The following is a 16,895-nucleotide window of genomic DNA, read 5'->3' as shown; positions in this document are numbered from 1 at the left end:
CGCCGGGCTGGCCGGGGCGCGGAGGAGGGTAGAGCGAGCTCATGCGCCCCAAGTATCCGGCGGACGTCACGGCGGCTTTCCTCGATCTGCAAGGGCAGGCCCCGCTCGCGGCGCAGAAGCTGGCTCCGGGCGCCCGCGTCGCCCCCGACGAGGCGCCGCCCTCCTTCGCCGCGATCCTGACGCAGCTGATCGAGACGCTGTTCTTCGCGTCCATGGCGACGGAGGAGGGGCGGCTCAACCCGATCGGCGTCGTGTTCGCCGAGCGCCTCGCCGAGTTCGAGTCCGGAGAGCCCGCGTGGGATCTCGTGCGGTTCGGGTCCCCGGTGGCGTTCGACGCGGAGCACCTGGCCAACCTGGCTCCGGCGAGCGCGTGGCCGCGCTCCTTCCTGGCCGTGGTGCCGATCGAGGGGTCGCTCGCCGTCGCCGGCATCGCGGTGCCGCACGGCCGGCCGTCGTTCGCGCTCGATCAGCTCGTGCGCGTCGTCGCCCCGAAGCCCGGCGTCGTGGCCGTGTACCGCGGCGAATGGGAGGTCGTCCGATACGAGCGCGGCGCCGTGCGGACGTGGATGCCCAAGAACCTGCCGCTGCTCGACTCCATCGAGCGGACCGTCGCGCGGGACCAGGCGAGCGCGCTCGCCCGCAACGTGCGCGGCTATCTGCTGCGCATCGTCGAGGGGATGGTCGAGCTCGGCCGCGGCGGGCTCTTGGTCGTACTGGGACCGGGCGAGGGCCTGCCGCAGCTCTTCGGTGAAGAGGGCAATCAGCTCGACACCGAGGTCAAGCGGCTGACCCCTGCCCTGTGCCTCGGCTCGGCCATCCTCGACCTCGCCGGCGCGCACGAGCCCCACCTGCCGGACGGGCAATGCCAGCCGTCCGGGGGGAGGCCGGCGGCCAGCGAATCGGAGCACGCGCTCCAGCGGTCCGAGCGCGTCAGCCGGCTGCTCGAGCTCATCGTCCGGCTGACGACCGTCGACGGCGCTGTCGTGATGAGCCACGCCCTCGACGTGCTCGCGTTCGGCGCGAAGCTGCCGCCTCCGCGGGCGATCATCTCCGAGGTCTTCGCCGCCACGCCCGACCAGCGGATGGACGCGAGCTTGAGCCTCGACGCGCGAGGCACCCGCCACCGCGCGGCCGCGGCGTTCGTCGCGGGGTACCCGGAGCGGATCGCCTTCATCGTCTCCCAGGACGGCAACGCGGCGACGTTCCAGGAGATCGAGGGGAAGGTCGTCTACTGGCCGCTGTGACGAGGCGCGATGTGCGATGTGCGATGTGCGATGTCAGAGATGCCGCAGGATGGCCGCAGGCATCTGATCGATCGGCGCCACGGCCGCGGCGAGCCCGGCCTCCAGCACGCGGCGGGGCATGCCGTAAACGACGCAGGACGACTCGGCCTCCGCGAGGATCCTCCCGCCCGCTGCGCGGATCGCCCGAGAGCCCTCCAGGCCGTCGTCCCCCATGCCCGTCAGCACGACCCCGAGGACGCCCGGCCCGAACTCGGCCGCGGCGCTCGCGAAGAGCAGATCCACCGACGGGCAATAGAGGGACGAGTCGGCCGTCTCCACGAAGCGGACGCTGGCGCGCGTCAGGTCGCGCCGGACCCCGATGTGCGTCCCCCCGCGCGCGAGGACCACGAGCCCGGGCCGGAGCGGGAGATCGTCCGACGCCTCGACGATCGAGAGCGCGCTCGCGTCGTCCATGCGGCGCGCCAGCGATTCCGTGTAGCCAGGCGGAATGTGCAGCGCGACGACGATGGGGGCCGGGAACCCGGCGGGCATCGCCGCGAAGAGCCGCGTCAGCGCCAGAGGGCCGCCGGTCGACGCGCCGATCACGACGACCCGCGTGCGCGAGAGCGCCGGGATCGCGCCAGGCGCGGGCGGCGGCGCGAGCGGCGGCTCTGCGCGGTGGACCTTGGCCTCGGCGGCGGCGAGCACCTTGCGGACCAGCTCTTCCGCGAGGCCGAAGAGGCGATCGGTCGCGAGCGCTGTCGGCTTCTCGACGAGATCGGTCGCGCCTTCCTGGAGCGCCCTGACGCCGAGATCGCTGTCCGCTTCGGCGCTGCTGACGACGATCACCCGCGGCGCGCCCTCGCGCGGCAATGACGCGAGCACGCCGAGGCCGTCGAGGTTCGGCATCACGAGATCCAGCGTGACGACATCCGGCTTGTAGCGCTCGATCTTCTCCAGCGCGTCCAGGCCGTCCATGGCCGTGTCGACGACATCGATGGAGGAGCTCGCGTTGAGGATCTGCCGCAGCACCTTGCGCACGAAGGCCGAGTCGTCGACCACGAGCACGCGGACCGCAGGGCGCCGCCTCATCGCTCCGCGTTCCGGTAGAGGAACACGCCGCCCCGCTCCTCGCAGGAGAGCGCGGTGCCGAGCCTGAAGAGCGACTCGGAGACCCCGACCAGGAGGATCCCGCCCGCGGAGAGCGCCCCCGCGAGGTTCTTGACCACCCACCGCGCCGTGTTGTCGTGGAAGTAGATGAGCACGTTGCGGCAGATCACGACGTCGAGCTGCCCGAGCGACGCGACCTGGGGCGCGTCGAGCAGGTTGATCCGCCGCCAGTCGATCGCCCGCCTGAGGTCGGCGCTCACGACGACGCGATCGGGCGTCACCTGCAACCACCGCTCCGCGAACGGAGGCGGCGGGGCGTTGCTCCGGAGCGAGCGGGGCCCGAGCACGCCGGCCTGGGCCCGCGAGAGCGCCCGCGCGCTGATGTCGCTCGCGATGAGCTCGACCTTGTCGAGCAGGCCCCGCTCGGCCAGGAGCATCGCGAGCGTGAACGGCTCCTCGCCGCTCGAGCAGGCCGCCGACCAGATCCGCGGCCGGCCGCCCGCCGCCACGCGCGGCGCGATGAACTCCGAGACCGCGAGCTCGAGCTGCGCGAACTCGCGGAAGAAGTACGTCTCGCCCACGACCAGCCCGTCGATCAGCGCGTCCATCTCGGCCGCGCCCGCCGGGTCGTAGCGGAGGAAGTAGTAGTAATCGAGCAGCGAGTCGAAGCCGGCGTCGATGGCGCGCGCCGACAGCTTGTCGCCGAGCAGCTCGCGATCGGCCGCGTCGTAGTGGAGGCCGATCTTCTCGACGACGAGCGCGCTGAAGATCGCGAAGACCTGCGGAGAGATGGGGAGGCGGCTCGTCATGCCCACGGGATCAGGCCCACTGTGCAAGGACCGACGCGGACACGCGCCGCACCTCGGGATCTGGATCGGTCCGCGCGGCGCGCTCGACCGCCGCGAAGCCCTCGCGGGTGGCCACCGCGGCGAGCGTCGTGGCGGCCGCCTTCCGCGCCGGCGCGCGCGGCAGCCGGAGCGCCTCGAGGAGCGCGGCGTGCGCCCCGGGGAGCCGCATCCGCGCGAGCGCCGCGGTCAGGAGCGGCGAGAGCTCGTCGTCCGCCGTGCCCAGGGCGTCGAGGATGCCCTCGATGCGGCCCGGCACGGGGGTCGACAGCGCGGCGAGGAGCGGGCCCTGCGCCCGCGACGCGACGAGCAGCGCGACGAGCGTCCTCGTCGCCTCGGCGCCTGGCCGCCCCGCGATGAAGCTGGTCGCGGCCGCACGCACGCTCTCGTCGGGGTCGCCCGCCGCGCGCACGAGCGCCGGCAGGACCTCGGGCGACGAGAAGCCGGAGATCGCCGAGACCGCGACCAGCCGGGTCGCCACGTCCGGGGACGAGAGCGCGCCGAGCAACGTCGGCAGCGACGCCTCCCGCCCGGCGATGCCGAGCCCGATCAGCGCCGACCGCCGCATGTCCGTGTCGCCGTCCCGGGCCGCCTGCTCCAGCGCCGCGAGCGCGAGCTCGCCCTTGATCCCCGACAGCGCCTCGATCGCCGCCACGCGGACCTGGCCGCTCTCGTCCCGGAGCCGCTCGGCGATGACCCCTGCCGCCGCCTCCCACCCGAGCTTCCCCAGCGACTGGCAGGCGTAGTACCGGACCCATGCGTCGCCGTCGCGGAGCCCCGCGAGGAGCGCGTCGATCACGCGAGGATCCCGGCGCGACTGCCCGAGCGCCCGCATCGCCACGGCCCGGATCCGCGCCGTGGGATCGGCCGCGACCGCGAGGAGCGCGTCGAGCGCCGCCGGCGCCGCGAGGGAGGCGAGGCCATGGATCGCCTGCTCGCGCGCCCGCACGTCGGGGTCGCAGAGGCCGTCGAGGAAGACCGGCAGCGCCGACGCAGGCGCGAGGTGCCCGAGGATCCGGAGGGCCGTCCGCCGCGCGGACGGGGTCCCTTCGTGGGCCGCGGCGAGCGCGAGCCCCTCGACGTCCGGGCCGCCGAGGCCCTGGATCGCGGTCGTCGCGGCGTGGACCACGCGGGGGCTCGGGTCATCGAGGACCTGGAACAGCGCGCGCGCCGAGCCGGGCTCCGCGATGCGCGCGAGCGCGTCGCACGCCGCCGCGCGGACCTCCGCGTCCGGATCGGCGAGGCAGCGCTCCACGTCGCCCGCCGCCGCGACGCCCCGGACGAGCGGCAGGAGCAGGAGCCTGCGCGGGCTGTCGCCGTCGCGCAGCGCCGCGAGCACCCGGGGATCCGCGCTCCGCGAGAGCTGGCCGAGCGCCTCCGCGGCGGCGCCCGCGACGGGAGGACCGGCGTCGAGCAGGCGCGTCAGCTCGAGCAGGGCGTCGTCGCCCCCGATCGCGCCGAGCACGCTGCAGAGGGCGGCCTGCTCGGCCGGATCCGCGCCCGCGAGGCTCTGGGAGAGCCGCCGCGCCACGCCGGGCGCCGGCGCCTCGCTCCGGAGCGCCTCGTCGATCGGCGCGGCCGTCCCGTAGCGCTCGCGGTACCGCTCGCGCAGCTCGGCGAGCGCCGCCGCGGCGACGCGCACGACGCCGTCGCTCGGCCGCCCGAGGAGGCGCACCAGCGGCGCCACGGCGCCGCGGCTGCCGGTGCGGCCGAGCGCCCGCGCCGCCTCGAGCACGTAGCGAGGATCATCGAGGAGGACCGCCAGCGGCCCGGTCGCGCGCGGGTCGCCGCTCCGGCCCAGCACGTCGATCGCCGGGAAGACACGGAAGAAATTCCCGCTGGAAACAGCCTCCACGAGCGAGTCGACCGCGGACCTGCCGCCGACCCGGCCGAGCGCCTCGATCGCGGCGACCGCGACGTTGTCGTCGGGGTGCGACGTGAGCTCCGCGAGCCGGGAGACGGCCTTCGCGCTGCCGCGGCGGCCGAGGATCTGCGCCGCGTCGGCGACGAGCGCGGGGCGAGGATCCAGGCTCAGCGCGAGCACGGCGGCGTCGACGTCGCCCAGCGACGCGACGAGCGCGTCGACCGTGGCGGCGACGCGCGCCTCGCTGTCGCGCCGGGTGGAGAGGCACGCGCACAGGGGGTGGACCGCCGCATCGCCGAGCGCGGCGAGCGACGCGACGACGGCCCGCCGCACGGTCCAGCTCGGATCCGCGAGCATCTCGATGAGCGCAGGCGCCCCCGGAGGCCCCGAGGCGGCGAGCCGCTCGACCTGCTCGACACGCTGCCGCTCCGCGTCCGAGATGGCGAGCGCGGGGCGCCGGGCGATCACGCTGTCTCCGGCGGCGCGGGGTGCTGCGTCCCGTTCGCCTTGATGTGGGCGACGGCGTGGGCGACCGTGGCGACGACGCCCGCGACCGCGTCCGCGTGCTCCGCGCTCGCTTGCCGGATCCTGCCGAGCTGCTCGAGCACCTGGCCAGCGTCGCTCGCGATCGCGCCCGTGTCCCTCGCGCGCTTGGCCGTCGAGGCGAGCAGCTCCCGGACCGGATCGCGCAGCCGCGAGAGCGAGGCGGCGTGCTGCTCGCTCCGGGTCGAGAGCTCGCCGGCCCCCTTCTCGGCGGCCTGGAGCGACGACGTGTGCCGGTTCGCGCCCGACGCGAGGGCCATGACGACCTCCGCCTGATCGGCCACGGCCCGCGCCGTCTGCCTGGCGATCCGGCGCACGGCTTCCCCCTCCTTCGCCAGGGCCGCCGTCGCCTTGCCCTGGTCCGCCGTCGCGGCGGTCACCGCCGCCGCGAGCCGCGCGACCTGGCGGGCGGACGCCTCCAGCTGCTTCGCGGCCCGCGCCTGGTCGCCGATGCCCCGCGCCGACTGGACCGACAGCCGCCGGATGTCGTCCATCGCGCGCGCGATCTCGGTCGCGCCGCCCGCCTGCTCCGCGAGGCCGGCGACCATGCGCTGCGACGCGCCCGTGACGTCCTGCGTGAGCGCCGTGATCCCGGCCAGGGTGCGGGTCTGCTCGACCACGGCGGCGCTGGTCTGCTGGGTCAGCGCGCGCATCTGCGCGGCGACCTTGGCGAGCTGCGACGCCCCTGTCGCCTGCTCGTCCATCGCCCGCGACACCCGCTCGGCGGCGGACGTGAGCTGCGCGTTGGCCTTCACGGCGTCCCGCAGCGCGCGCGCCTGCTCGGCGGTCGCGTCCTTCGTCTGCCGGGCCATGCGCCGCATCTCCGCGCTGCCCTGCGCGAGCGCCTGGATCGCCTTGGTCTGCTCGGCCGCGGAGCGCGCGACCGCCTTGCCCTCGTCGCTCATGCGCGAGGCGGTCTGGGTCAGGGAGGCCACCGCCTGCACCTGCTCCGCGTTCGCCCGGTCGATGTCGCGGATCGAGCGGCCGAGCTCCTCGACCCCCTGCAGGATGGACGTGAGCGCCCGATCGGCGTCGCTCGCGAGCCGGGTCCCCTCGTCCGCGACCTTCACGCCCTCGCTCGAGGCGGCCACCGCCTCCCGGGCGCTCGCCTGGAGCGCGCGGACGATCTTGGCGATCTCGGCGCTCGAGACGGCGGCCCGATCGGCGAGGTTGCGGATCTCCTCGGCGACGACGGCGAAGCCGCGGCCGTGCTCCCCCGCGCGCGCGGCCTCGATGCTGGCGTTGAGCGAGAGGAGGTTCGTGCGGTCGGCGATCAGGTTGATGGTCTGGACGATGTCGCCGATCTCCTCCGCCCGCTTGCCCATCTCCTTCATGACCGACGCGGAGTCGGCCATCGCCTGCCGGATGCTCCCGAGCCCGGCGATGGACCTGCCGACCGTCGCGGCGCCCTGGCGCGCGGTCGCGACCCCCTGCTCGGCGGTCGCGCGCGCGGTCTCGACGATGGCGACGATCCGCCGCGTCGAGGCCTCGACCTGCGACGACGTGGCGGCGTTGCCGGCCGCGAGCCCGCTGATCTGCTCGGCGCTCTGCGCGACCTGCTGCGCGGTCCGCGCGAGCTGCTCGGCGGCGACCGCGTTCGCCTCGATGGTCGCCGCGTTCTTCTCGGCGGTGACCGCGACCTCCTCGACCGAGCTCGCGATCTCCATGATCGTGCTCGCGGTCGTCGACGCGCTCCCGTCGAGCGCCTTCGCGCTCTCGGCGACCCCGCGGATCGACCGCGCCATCTGCTCGGCGGTCGCCGCGGTCTCCTCGACCGCGCTCGCCATCTCGGTCGCGTCCTTCGCGACGCGATCGAGGGAGCCGCTCACGCCCACGACGGCCCCGGCCATGCTCGAGATCTGCGCCCCGACCCCCTTGGCGTCGGCCGAGAGGCGCGCGACGCCCTTCGACATCTCCTCGATGGTGGCCCCGATCTCCTCGATGGCCGCGGCGCTGCTCTCGCCGCGGGCCGCCGCCTCGTCGGCCGATCCGCTCGTCACGGAGACCGCGCTGAGGAGCTCCTCGCTGGAGGACGCGAGCTCCTCGGCGCTGGCGCTCACCGCCTTCACCGAGCGGGCCATCTCCTCGAGCGCGACCGCGGTCGTGTCCGTCGAGGCGGCGAGCGCGTCGGCGTCGCCCTTCACGCTGGCGAGCGCGGGGGCGAGCGCGCCGACGCCGCCCGCCATGCCCTCGGTCCCCCTCACGACCTCGACGACGGCGTCGCCCACCCGCTGCCCGGTGCGGGCGAGCGCCTGAGCGGCCGCCCCGGCCTCCTCGAGCTCGCCCGCGAGCGCCCCCGCCATGGCCCCCTGCTCCCTGCCGGCGGTGGCCTGCTCGGCGCCGAGGGCGGCGAGCCGCGCGGCTGCCTGCTCGACGCCGGCGACGGTCGCGACCGCCTGACGGAGCGCGCGCTCGGTCTGCTCCGCCCGCGCGAGCGCGCCATCGATGTCCGCGATTGCATCAGCTGCCATGATCCTGCTCCTCACCGATGATCCTGCCGACGTCGACGAGCATGACGAGGCGCTCCCCGATCTTCGCGACGGCCCTGACGAACCCGGCGCTCTCCTCCGCCATGACCTCGGGGGGCGGCCGCAGCTCGCCCTCGGCGATGTTGACGACCTCGCGCGCGCTGTCCACCAGGAGGCCCACGGTGCGGCCGCCGTGCTGGACGACGATGACACGCGAGTCCAGCGTCGGCTCCGCGCTCGGGAGCCCGAAGCGGACGCGCAGATCCACGACCGGGACCACGCGGCCCCGGATCTGCACCAGGCCGCCGACGTACGAGCGCGTCCCCGGCACCCGGGTCGCCCCGGCGAACGACTCCATGTGGAGCACGTCCGCCGCCGAGATGACGTACTCGGTGTCCGCCAGCTTCAGGACCACGTGCAGCTCGCTCACGAGGCCACCCGGACGAGCGCGCCGCGGCCGCCGCGGCCGGCGGAGAGCCTGCCGCTGAGGGTCACGAGGTCGAGCACGAGCGTGGGGCGTCCATCGCCGAGATCCGTCGAGCCAGACACGCCCGGCACCCTGACGAGCGGGTCCTCGAGCGGCCGCACGACCACCTCCTGCTGGCCGATCACGCGGGTCACGCCGAACGCGAAGGGCGCGCCGTGGCGACGGACGACGAGCGCCCTGCGCGCGGGCGAGGCCCCGATCTCGAAGAGGGCGCCGAGGTCGACGAGGGGAACGACCTCGCCGCGGCGCTCGATCAACATGGTCCCTCCGCGCGCTTCGCCCGCGGCTGGCAACATCGTCCCTCCGCGCGCTTCGCCCGCGGCTGGCAACATCGTCCCTCCGCGCGCTTCGCCCGCGGCTGGCAACATCGTCCCTCCGCGCGCTTCGCCCGCGGCTGGCAACATCGTCCCTCCGCGCGCTTCGCCCGCGGCTGGCAACATCGTCCCTCCGCGCGCTTCGCCCGCGGCTAGCAGCATGCTCCCGCCCCGCGCTTCGCCCGGGGCCGGGCCGCGGATGATGCGGGCGGCATCGATCTCCACGACCTCCTCGACGCCCGCGACGGGCGTCACGAACAGCTGGTCACCGCACAGGAAGGAGAAGGCGTCCACGATGGTCAACGTGAGCGGGATCCGGAGGGTGAAGGTGGTGCCGGCGCCGGGTGACGTGCTCACCGAGAGCTCGCCGCTGAGCTGCTCCACCGCGATGCGGCGCACGATGTCCATCCCGAGCCCGCGGCCGCTGGTCTTCGTCGCCTTATCGAGCGTCGACAGCCCGGGGAGCGTGATGAGGTCGAGCAGCGCCGCGTCGCTCTCGGGCGCGGGGCGGCCGGCCCGCCTCGCCACCAGCGCGCGATCGATGCCGCGGCCGTCGTCGGCGACGCTGAGCTCGAGCTGATTGCTGGAGCGCTCGAAGCAGGAGACCCGGACGACGCCCTCCTCGGGCTTGCCGAGGCGCCGCCGCTCGGCGGGCGGCTCGATGGCGTGATCGACGGCGTTCCGGAGCAGGTGCACGATCGCAGGGAAGACGCGCTCCGCGACCGCCTTGTCGAGCTCGGCCTTGCCGGCGTCGATCTCGAGCCGTACCTGCTTGCCGGTCGCGCGGCCGAGGCCGCGGACGACGAGCGGCACGCGCTCGAGGAGCTCCTTCACGGAGATCATGCGCGCGCGCATGATGGCGCCGCGGAGGTCGCGCAGCGTCCGGTCGTGCTCGCGCAGGATCTCCGACAGATCGCGGGTGTCGACCCCCCGGGCGCGCAGCTCGGCGGCCGCCCGCGCGAGCCGGAACCGCGTGACGACGAGCGCCGACAGCTTGTCGAGCGCGTCGTCGAGGCGCGCTACCTCGACGCGGACGACGCCTCGGAGCTGGGGCTCCTGGTCCACCGGCTCGTCCGGCTCGCGCTCCGCCAGGGCCGCGACGGCCGACGGGACGGGGGGCTCCACCGTGAGCGCGCGGACACCATCCGCCGCCGCCGCGCGCGCGACCTCCTCGTCGGGCGCGCTCGTGAGGACGAGGAGCGCGAAGACGATGCCGCCCGGCGCCCCATCGCCGGCCGGCACCGAGAGCGGGACGACCTTGACGATCTCGGCGAGCTTGCCGACGCGCTCGCGGACGGTCGTGATGTTCACCCCCTCGGCGGTGCGCGCCGGCGAGGGGGTGAAGTCGACCCGCAGCGCGCGCCGCCCGCCGGCCACGCCCTGCGCGAGCTGCACCCGCTCGCCGGGCCCGAGCTTCGCGAGGATCTCGGGATCGGCGCCGATCGTCGGCACGGGCGGCGACGGCGCGGCGGCGAGATCGAGCGCGGTGAGCGCGGCGAGGAGCTCCGGCGCCGCCGGCAGCACCGGCTTGCCCTCGGCGAGGGCCCGGGCCCGCTCCTCGATGGCCCGGAGCCCGCGGAGCAGCACCTCGATCGACGAGGCGGAGAGGTTCCCGGCCGCCCGGTCCGCCGCCCGGAGCACGGTCTCCATCGCGTGGGCGAGATCCACGATCGGCTCCACGCCGACCATGGCGGAGAGGCCCTTGATGGTGTGAAGGGCGCGGAAGAGCTCCCGGATCGGCCTGGGGCTCGACTCGCCGGCCCGGAGGGCCACCTCGACCGCGAGGAGGTTGGCCGTCGACGCGGAGAGGTGCTCTTCCACCTCCACGAGGTAGCCGGCCACGAACTCGTTCACATCGAGCGCGCCGGTCATCCGGCGCCGGCGACGTCGTCCTGCAGGAGCGCGCGCACGCTGGCCAGGATGGCGTCAGGAGTGAAGGGCTTCGTCATGAACTCGGACGCCCCCGCGGCGAGCGTGCGGGCGCGGGACTCCTCATCACCCCGGGTCGTCACCACCAGGATCGGCAGGCTCCGCAGCCTGTCTTGACCCCGGATGAACTCGATCACCTCGAGTCCCCCGATATCGGGCATATTCAGGTCGAGCACCACGAGATCGAACGGCCTGAGCGAGAGCGTCTCAATCGCCTCGAGCCCGCTCGCCGCGTGCGCGAACCCGTGCTGCTCTGCCCGCAGGCAGGCCACCACCATCTCGCGCATCACCCTGCTGTCATCAACGACGAGGATCTCTGCCACAGCGCTGCTCGGTCGAGGGAATAGCCTTTCCGAACACGAGGTGTCAATCGCGCCTGTGCGTCCGCGGGAGAATCAGGGAACTCCCGTCAGCCCCGCCCCGAGCTCCGGTTCCCCGGCTCGGGTGAGCAGCGCGCCGGCCGTGCGCTGCCCGCGCGTCGAGCCGGCGCCGGCGATGTCTGCTGTGCTCGCTGACGAGTCCGGGCTCCCCCGGGGAGCGCCAGTGCGCCAGCGAACGTCGGCAGGCGCGCGAACGCCATGACAGCGGTCGCTGGAAACCGGCGACGGCCGCGTGGCGCGGGGGGCAATGACCAGAAGCAACCTGACGCAACCGGACGTGATCGGACGCAACAAACGCCAGACGCAACCCAGAAGAGAGCGACAGGGCGTCTTTCATCGTATTACGCTTGCATCGTCGCAGGCTCTCACTCAGATGAGACTGGGCGGTAAAGACGCTTGCGGAACCAACGCGTCTCCGCGCCCCGTCCCGCCCCGAGAGGCGCCGCCCTCTAGCGATACGCCTCGCGGCCCCTGCTGCTCCTGGAGAACCATGAATCGGCCAATGACGATGGACTTCGTGCTCGCCGACGCCGCGCGCGATGCGAACGGCCCGCCCCGGCGCCCGGCGCCGGCCGCGGGGCGAGGCGTCCGGGACGTGGGCATGGAGCCTCCGCCGAGCGAGCACGCGCAGCGCGGGGTGGTGTGGATCCTCGACGATTCGTTGCTGGAGGCCGAGATGGCCGCGCGCGCCCTCGCGCCGGGGTACGAGGTCCAGATCTTCACGGACGCCGCCGCGATGCTCGAGCGCGTGGGGGGCGGCGATCTGCCGGACGTCCTCGTGCTCGACCAGGTGATGCCGAGCATGTCCGGCACCGAGATCTGTGGCCTCTTGCGGTCGCGCGCCGCCACGGTCGGGCTCCCGATCCTCATCCTGACCGTGGCCGGGCAGGAGGAGGACCTCGTCGAGGGGCTCACCGCGGGCGCCGACGACTACGTGGTCAAGCCCTGCCCGGCGGCCGCGCTGTCGGCGCGCGTCGGCGCGCTCCTCCGCTCGAAGCGGCTCCGCGAGCGGGCCGAGCGGGCCGAGCGGATCGCGGCGGTGGAGCGCGATCTGCTGCGCGCGCTCATCGAGCAGAGCGGCGACGGCATCATGGCCGCGGACGCGCGCGGGGCGCTCCGGATCTGCAACGGCGAGGCCCAGCGGCAGCACGGGGTGTACGAGCGCGACGCGAGCGACGCGCTCGAGTCGCTCCGGCCCCGCGGGCTGCTCGCGCTGGACGGCCGGCCGCTGCGCCCCGACGAGGACCCGCTCCACCGCGCGCTCCTGGGCGAGAAGGTCGAGAACGCGCGCTGGCTCGTCACGCGCCCGGACGGCTCGATCCGCGCCCTCGCCGGGACGGCGTCGCCGCTCCGGCACGCCGACGGCTCGCCCGCGGGCGCCGTGCTGATCACGCGCGACGAGACCGACGCGATCGAGGCGGAGCGGGCGCTCCGGGACAGCGAGGAGCGCTATCGCGTGATCATCAGCGCGCTCGAGGAGGGCATCACGCTCGAGGACGAGCGCGGCGTCATCCGCACCGCGAACGCGAGCGCCGAGCGGATCCTCGCCCTGCCCATGGCCCAGCTCGTCGGGTCCACGATGCTGGGCCCGCCGTGCAGGCTCGTCCGCGAGGACGGCTCGCCCTTCCCCTTCGAGATGGTCCCCTCGCAGATCGCGCTCCGGACCGGCGCGCCCCAGTCGGGCGTCGTGCTCGGGCTGGAGCGGCCGGGCGGCTCGGTCGTGTGGCTCTCGGTGAACGCGCAGCCGCTCCGCGGCGCGAACGGCTCCGTGGCCGGCGTCGTCTCCTCGTTCTTCGACATCACGGCGCGGAAGCGCGCGGAGGAGGAGCGGCAAGACCTGCTCGCCGCGGCCGAGGCCGCCCGTCAGGAGGCCGAGGCCGCCAGCCACCTGAAGGACGAGTTCCTGGCGACGATGAGCCACGAGCTCCGCACGCCGCTCACGGCGGTCCTCGGCTGGGTCCGGATGCTGCGCACCGGCAAGCTCGCCGAGGAGCGCCGCGACAAGGCGCTGGAGACGGTGGAGCGCAACGCCCAGGCACAGGCGCAGCTCATCGACGACCTGCTCGACATCTCGCGCATCATGGCCGGCAAGCTCCGGCTGGACGTCCATCCGATCGAGCTCGTGCCCGTGATCGACGCCGCCCTCGAGGTCGTGCGGCCGGCGGCCGACGCCAAGGGGGTGCAGCTCCTGCCGCTGATCGAGCCCGGCGTGGGCGCCGTCGCGGGCGACGCGGGCCGGCTGCAGCAGGTCGTCTGGAACCTGCTCAACAACGCGGTGAAGTTCACGCCGCGCGGCGGGGTGGTCCGCATCCGGCTCGATCGCGCCGACGGGTCCGCCGAGATCACCGTGTCCGACACCGGCCAGGGCATCGAGCCCGCGTTCTTGCCGTACGTGTTCGAGCAGTTCCGGCAGGCCGAGAGCGGCACGACCCGCAGGCACGGCGGCCTGGGCCTCGGGCTCACGATCGTGAAGAGCCTCGTGGAGATGCACGGCGGCACGGCCCACGCGCTGAGCGACGGGGAGGGTCAGGGCGCCACGTTCGTCGTCCAGCTGCCGCTCGCGGCGCCGCCGAGCCACGGCCGGGGGCGCCGGCTGGCGCAGCTGCCGAGCGTCTCTGCCGGGAGCGACCGCCCGCCGGAGCTCGCGGCGCTGAACGTGCTCGTGGTCGAGGACGAGGACGACACGCGCGAGCTCCTCGTCACGATGCTCGAGCAGTGCGGCGCGCGCGTGACGGCCGTCTCGTCCGCGGCCGAGGCGCTGCTCGCGGTGAAGGCGCTGCAGCCCGACGTGCTCGTGTCCGACGTCGCGATGCCTGGCGAGGACGGCTACGCGCTGATCCGCAAGATCCGCGCGCTCCCGGCGGCAAACGGGGGGCGGACCCCGGCGATCGCGCTCACCGCCTATGCGCGCACGGAGGATCGCATGCGCGCATTGCGGGCAGGGTTCACCACCCATGTCCCGAAGCCCATCGAACCGGCGGAGCTGCTCGCGGTGCTCACGACCATGTGCGGCTCGAGGGCGGGCGCCTAGGCACAACCAGACCTCGCCATTCCGCGATCCGCCGGCCCCCGTGTGGCCACGGCATGCCTGAGAGCCCTTTTCCGTCCGTCCTGACTCCCGGCTCGATTCGCTGACGGTACGCAGCAGACCGACAGCCCCGGGGATGGCTGCTCCTCATCCATCAGCTCCCGCCCAAGCCCGCATACCTCCGTGTGAAGATCGGACGCCATCTGCAACGTCTGGGCGTCGACGAAGCGTCGGCCGGCCGTGCTGGCCGCCGAGGTACGCGGCCGTACGTGGGTCACCCGCAAGAACATCCACGTCGACCGCATCGCGAGCGCGTGGATCATCCGGCGCTTCTTCGATCCGGAGGCGTGCTTCAAGTTCGTGAGCGGCAAGGCGGTCTGGTTCATGGTGAGCGCCGGGGTCGGGTCGCTGCCGTGCCCCCGTCTGCTGTCTCCCTCCGGCGAAGAAGATCGCGCCCGCCGTCTCCACGGAGAGGGTGAATCGACGGAAGCGCCACAACGCGAGCAGCGACTGGACGATGAACCCGCCGCCGAACGAGTCGAGGCTGAACAGCGCCGCGAGCCGGAAGACGATCCGGCGCGACCGCAGGAGAGGCGCGGCCTTCGCGGTCTGCGTGTGCTGATCGAGCGCGGGCGAGAGCTCGCAGTAGAGAATGCCGACTGCGACCGCGACAGCCGCATACAGCGCGAACCCTGAGCGGGTCCCGATCTGGAGCGGGCTGAGACCGAGCGATGAAAGGTAGTCCGCGGCCGTCGCCGATGAGCCCACGCTCCGCGACCTCCGGGCCTCGGTCAAGTGCAAGGCCGTTTCCGGCAAGGTGGACCAGGCATGTGGTCTCGTCTTCCGCTATCTCGACGAGAACAACTACTACATCACCCCTGCGAACGCGCTCGAGGGCAATGTGCGGCTCTATCATGTCAAGGACGGACGCCGGACGCAGATCGCCAGCTGGAGTGGCGCGGTGACTGGCAACTGGCACGAGCTGCGGGTAGATGCCCGCGAGGACCGGATCCAGGTTCACTGGGACGGGAGCCAGATCATCGACGCGACGGACCGGACGTTCACTGCGCCGGGGAAGGTCGGTGTTTGGACCAAGGCGGACTCGGTCACGTACTTTGACGACCTCACCATCATGCCGCTCTGATCTGAGAAGATGCCGCTTGCACAAGAGGAGAAGAAGCGATGAGGAACATCGTTGATTGGCTCGGTCTCGCCGCGCTGATGGCGCTCGGCTGTAGCAACACATCCCCGGCGCCCTCGGCGGAGCCGCCGGCGGTCGCGCGCCCCGCCGCTCCGCCTGCAGCCGATTCCGCCGCTCAGGCACCGGTGGCCGCCCCGGCCACCGTGGATCCCGCGGTCGTCGAGGCGTCCACGGGGGGCAAGGCGGAGGTCACCGAAGGCGTCGTGAAGGTCTCGTTCCCCCGGAACGACGTCAAGGTCGAGGTGGATGGCTGGGCCATGCCGCCGTTCATGGGCCTCACCTCGTGGGCCGGGTTCACCCCCGGCCACAAGCCGGGCGTCGAGGCCATGGTGATGGGCGATCTCGTCATGTTCGAGGACGAGGTGAACGACGCCATGAGCGCCGCCTTCGATGCCGGGCTCGAGGTCACCGCGCTCCACAACCACTTCTTCTTTGACCGGCCCAAGGTCTACTTCATGCACATCGGCGGCGAGGGCAAGCTGGACGCTCTCGGCAAGGGCGTACGCGCTGCCTTGGACGCGGCGCGGGCCATCCGGCAGAAGGCGCCGAAGCCGCGCGAGCGCTTCGAGGGGCCGGCCATTCCGGCCAAGAGCACCATCGACCCGGCCAAGGTGGAGGCGGCGCTCGGGGTCAAGGTCACCGCCAAGGACGGCATGGCCAAGGCGGTGATCGGCCGACCGGCCGCCGTCGCCGACTGCGGCTGTAAGATCGGCAAGGCGATGGGCGTGAACACGTGGGCCGCGTTCGCAGGCACGGATGACAATGCCGTCGTCGACGGCGACTTCGCGGTCACCGAGGACGAGCTCCAGCCCGTCCTGAAGGCGCTCCGCGCGGGCAAGATCAATATCGTGGCGATCCACCATCATATGATCGGCGAAGAGCCGCGCATCCTCTTCTTTCACTACTGGGGGCGCGGCCCCGTCGCCGAGCTCGGCAAGGTGGTGAAGGGCGCCATCGGCCTGACCAAGAGCCAGCCATGACTGCGGGCCGACGGACTCAGGTTCGAGCGAGCCGGCCAGCTCCCGGCCAATCATGAAAGGCGTGAAGTTTCCAGTCCGCACGCCGCGCGCCGCCGGATCACTCCCTCCGGAAGCTCCGCTCGATGGTGTCCATCAGCTTCAGCACATCGAACGGCTTGCTGAGGATCGCGTCCGCGTCGATGCCGGCGCGCTCCGTCGCGCCGCGCGCGGTCATCACCACCGTGGGCGTGGCGGCGAGCGTCGGGTCGCGCTTCTGCTCGGCGCGAAACTGGAACCCATCCATGACCGGCATCATCAGGTCGAGCAGGACGAGCGCGATGGACGAGGGATCGTCCCGCAGGGTTGCCAGGGCCTCGCGCCCGTTCGCGGCGCAGGCGACGGCATATCCCTCTTCTTCCAGGAGCTCGCTCAAGGTACGGCGAATCGCGGCGTCGTCATCGACGATCAGGATGCGCTTGCTGGCACGGCTCATCGTCATGCGCACTCGCTCCCTTCACAGGGTGACGGCGACCAGGGCGCCACG

General features: G+C 73.5%; 12 protein-coding genes and 1 pseudogene. 5 read left to right on the top strand and 8 right to left on the bottom strand.

Annotated features, from left to right (window positions below):
• Positions 1-41: 41 nt before the first annotated feature.
• A complete protein-coding gene (locus WMF14_RS15155; protein WP_437801671.1) occupies positions 42-1,244 on the top strand; it encodes a putative sensor domain DACNV-containing protein in 1,203 nt (400 codons plus the stop codon).
• A 33-nt stretch (positions 1,245-1,277) separates the two neighbouring features.
• Here the strand turns inward: WMF14_RS15155 and cheB are convergent, their stop codons facing one another.
• From cheB to WMF14_RS15120, 7 genes are read right to left on the bottom strand one after another with little or no spacing between them, the layout of a single operon-like run.
• Positions 1,278-2,315 (bottom strand): chemotaxis-specific protein-glutamate methyltransferase CheB, encoded by a 1,038-nt coding sequence (gene cheB, locus WMF14_RS15150; protein WP_437801670.1) that lies wholly within the window; start codon positions 2,313-2,315, stop codon positions 1,278-1,280.
• Entirely contained in the window at positions 2,312-3,142 is an 831-nt protein-coding gene (locus WMF14_RS15145; RefSeq protein ID WP_437801668.1) for a CheR family methyltransferase, read from the bottom strand. Before WMF14_RS15145 ends, cheB begins: the two co-directional genes overlap by 4 nt.
• Positions 3,143-3,152: 10 nt before the next feature.
• Positions 3,153-5,510 (bottom strand): HEAT repeat domain-containing protein, encoded by a 2,358-nt coding sequence (locus WMF14_RS15140; protein WP_437801666.1) that lies wholly within the window; start codon positions 5,508-5,510, stop codon positions 3,153-3,155.
• Entirely contained in the window at positions 5,507-8,056 is a 2,550-nt protein-coding gene (locus WMF14_RS15135) for a methyl-accepting chemotaxis protein (RefSeq protein ID WP_437801664.1), read from the bottom strand. The genes WMF14_RS15140 and WMF14_RS15135 overlap by 4 nt, the downstream gene beginning before the upstream one ends.
• On the bottom strand, positions 8,046-8,483 hold the full coding sequence (locus WMF14_RS15130; RefSeq protein ID WP_437801662.1) for a chemotaxis protein CheW: 438 nt from the start codon (positions 8,481-8,483) through the stop codon (positions 8,046-8,048). Before WMF14_RS15130 ends, WMF14_RS15135 begins: the two co-directional genes overlap by 11 nt.
• The gene (locus WMF14_RS15125; protein ID WP_437801661.1) at positions 8,480-10,726 is read right to left on the bottom strand and encodes a chemotaxis protein CheA; all 2,247 of its coding nucleotides are present in this window, start codon (positions 10,724-10,726) and stop codon (positions 8,480-8,482) included. The genes WMF14_RS15130 and WMF14_RS15125 overlap by 4 nt, the downstream gene beginning before the upstream one ends.
• Positions 10,723-11,106 (bottom strand): response regulator transcription factor, encoded by a 384-nt coding sequence (locus WMF14_RS15120; protein ID WP_437329356.1) that lies wholly within the window; start codon positions 11,104-11,106, stop codon positions 10,723-10,725. The genes WMF14_RS15125 and WMF14_RS15120 overlap by 4 nt, the downstream gene beginning before the upstream one ends.
• 559 nt (positions 11,107-11,665) lie before the next feature.
• Between WMF14_RS15120 and WMF14_RS15115 the strand changes: the two genes are divergently transcribed.
• From WMF14_RS15115 to WMF14_RS15100, 4 genes and pseudogenes are all read left to right on the top strand, one after another.
• On the top strand, positions 11,666-14,194 hold the full coding sequence (locus WMF14_RS15115; RefSeq protein ID WP_437801658.1) for a hybrid sensor histidine kinase/response regulator: 2,529 nt from the start codon (positions 11,666-11,668) through the stop codon (positions 14,192-14,194).
• Between the two features lie 249 nt (positions 14,195-14,443).
• Positions 14,444-14,563 (top strand): annotated as a pseudogene (locus WMF14_RS15110) (chromate resistance protein ChrB domain-containing protein); the annotation flags it as partial.
• Positions 14,564-15,008: 445 nt separating this feature from the next.
• Positions 15,009-15,335 (top strand): hypothetical protein, encoded by a 327-nt coding sequence (locus WMF14_RS15105; protein ID WP_437801657.1) that lies wholly within the window; start codon positions 15,009-15,011, stop codon positions 15,333-15,335.
• A gap of 38 nt (positions 15,336-15,373) precedes the next feature.
• The gene (locus WMF14_RS15100; protein ID WP_437801655.1) at positions 15,374-16,372 is read left to right on the top strand and encodes a DUF1259 domain-containing protein; all 999 of its coding nucleotides are present in this window, start codon (positions 15,374-15,376) and stop codon (positions 16,370-16,372) included.
• A 97-nt stretch (positions 16,373-16,469) separates the two neighbouring features.
• Here the strand turns inward: WMF14_RS15100 and WMF14_RS15095 are convergent, their stop codons facing one another.
• Positions 16,470-16,850, bottom strand: coding sequence for a response regulator (locus tag WMF14_RS15095; protein ID WP_437801653.1), 381 nt, complete (start codon positions 16,848-16,850; stop codon positions 16,470-16,472).
• Positions 16,851-16,895: the final 45 nt, after the last annotated feature.

Origin of the sequence: Sorangium sp. So ce693 (assembly GCF_051521375.1) — a bacterium.
In the GTDB taxonomy this organism is placed as follows: domain Bacteria; phylum Myxococcota_A; class Polyangia; order Polyangiales; family Polyangiaceae; genus Sorangium; species Sorangium atrum.
Note: the sequence above shows the minus strand (reverse complement) of the source record. Positions and strands in the feature narration are given on the sequence as shown.

Coding starts and splice junctions, on each gene's coding strand:
- WMF14_RS15155 (WP_437801671.1), top strand. CDS start 42: ATGCGCCCCAAGTATCCGGCGGACGTCACGGCGGCTTTCCTCGATCTG.
- cheB (WP_437801670.1), bottom strand. CDS start 2,315: ATGAGGCGGCGCCCTGCGGTCCGCGTGCTCGTGGTCGACGACTCGGCC.
- WMF14_RS15145 (WP_437801668.1), bottom strand. CDS start 3,142: ATGACGAGCCGCCTCCCCATCTCTCCGCAGGTCTTCGCGATCTTCAGC.
- WMF14_RS15135 (WP_437801664.1), bottom strand. CDS start 8,056: ATGGCAGCTGATGCAATCGCGGACATCGATGGCGCGCTCGCGCGGGCG.
- WMF14_RS15125 (WP_437801661.1), bottom strand. CDS start 10,726: ATGACCGGCGCGCTCGATGTGAACGAGTTCGTGGCCGGCTACCTCGTG.
- WMF14_RS15115 (WP_437801658.1), top strand. CDS start 11,666: ATGACGATGGACTTCGTGCTCGCCGACGCCGCGCGCGATGCGAACGGC.
- WMF14_RS15100 (WP_437801655.1), top strand. CDS start 15,374: ATGAGGAACATCGTTGATTGGCTCGGTCTCGCCGCGCTGATGGCGCTC.
- WMF14_RS15095 (WP_437801653.1), bottom strand. CDS start 16,850: ATGACGATGAGCCGTGCCAGCAAGCGCATCCTGATCGTCGATGACGAC.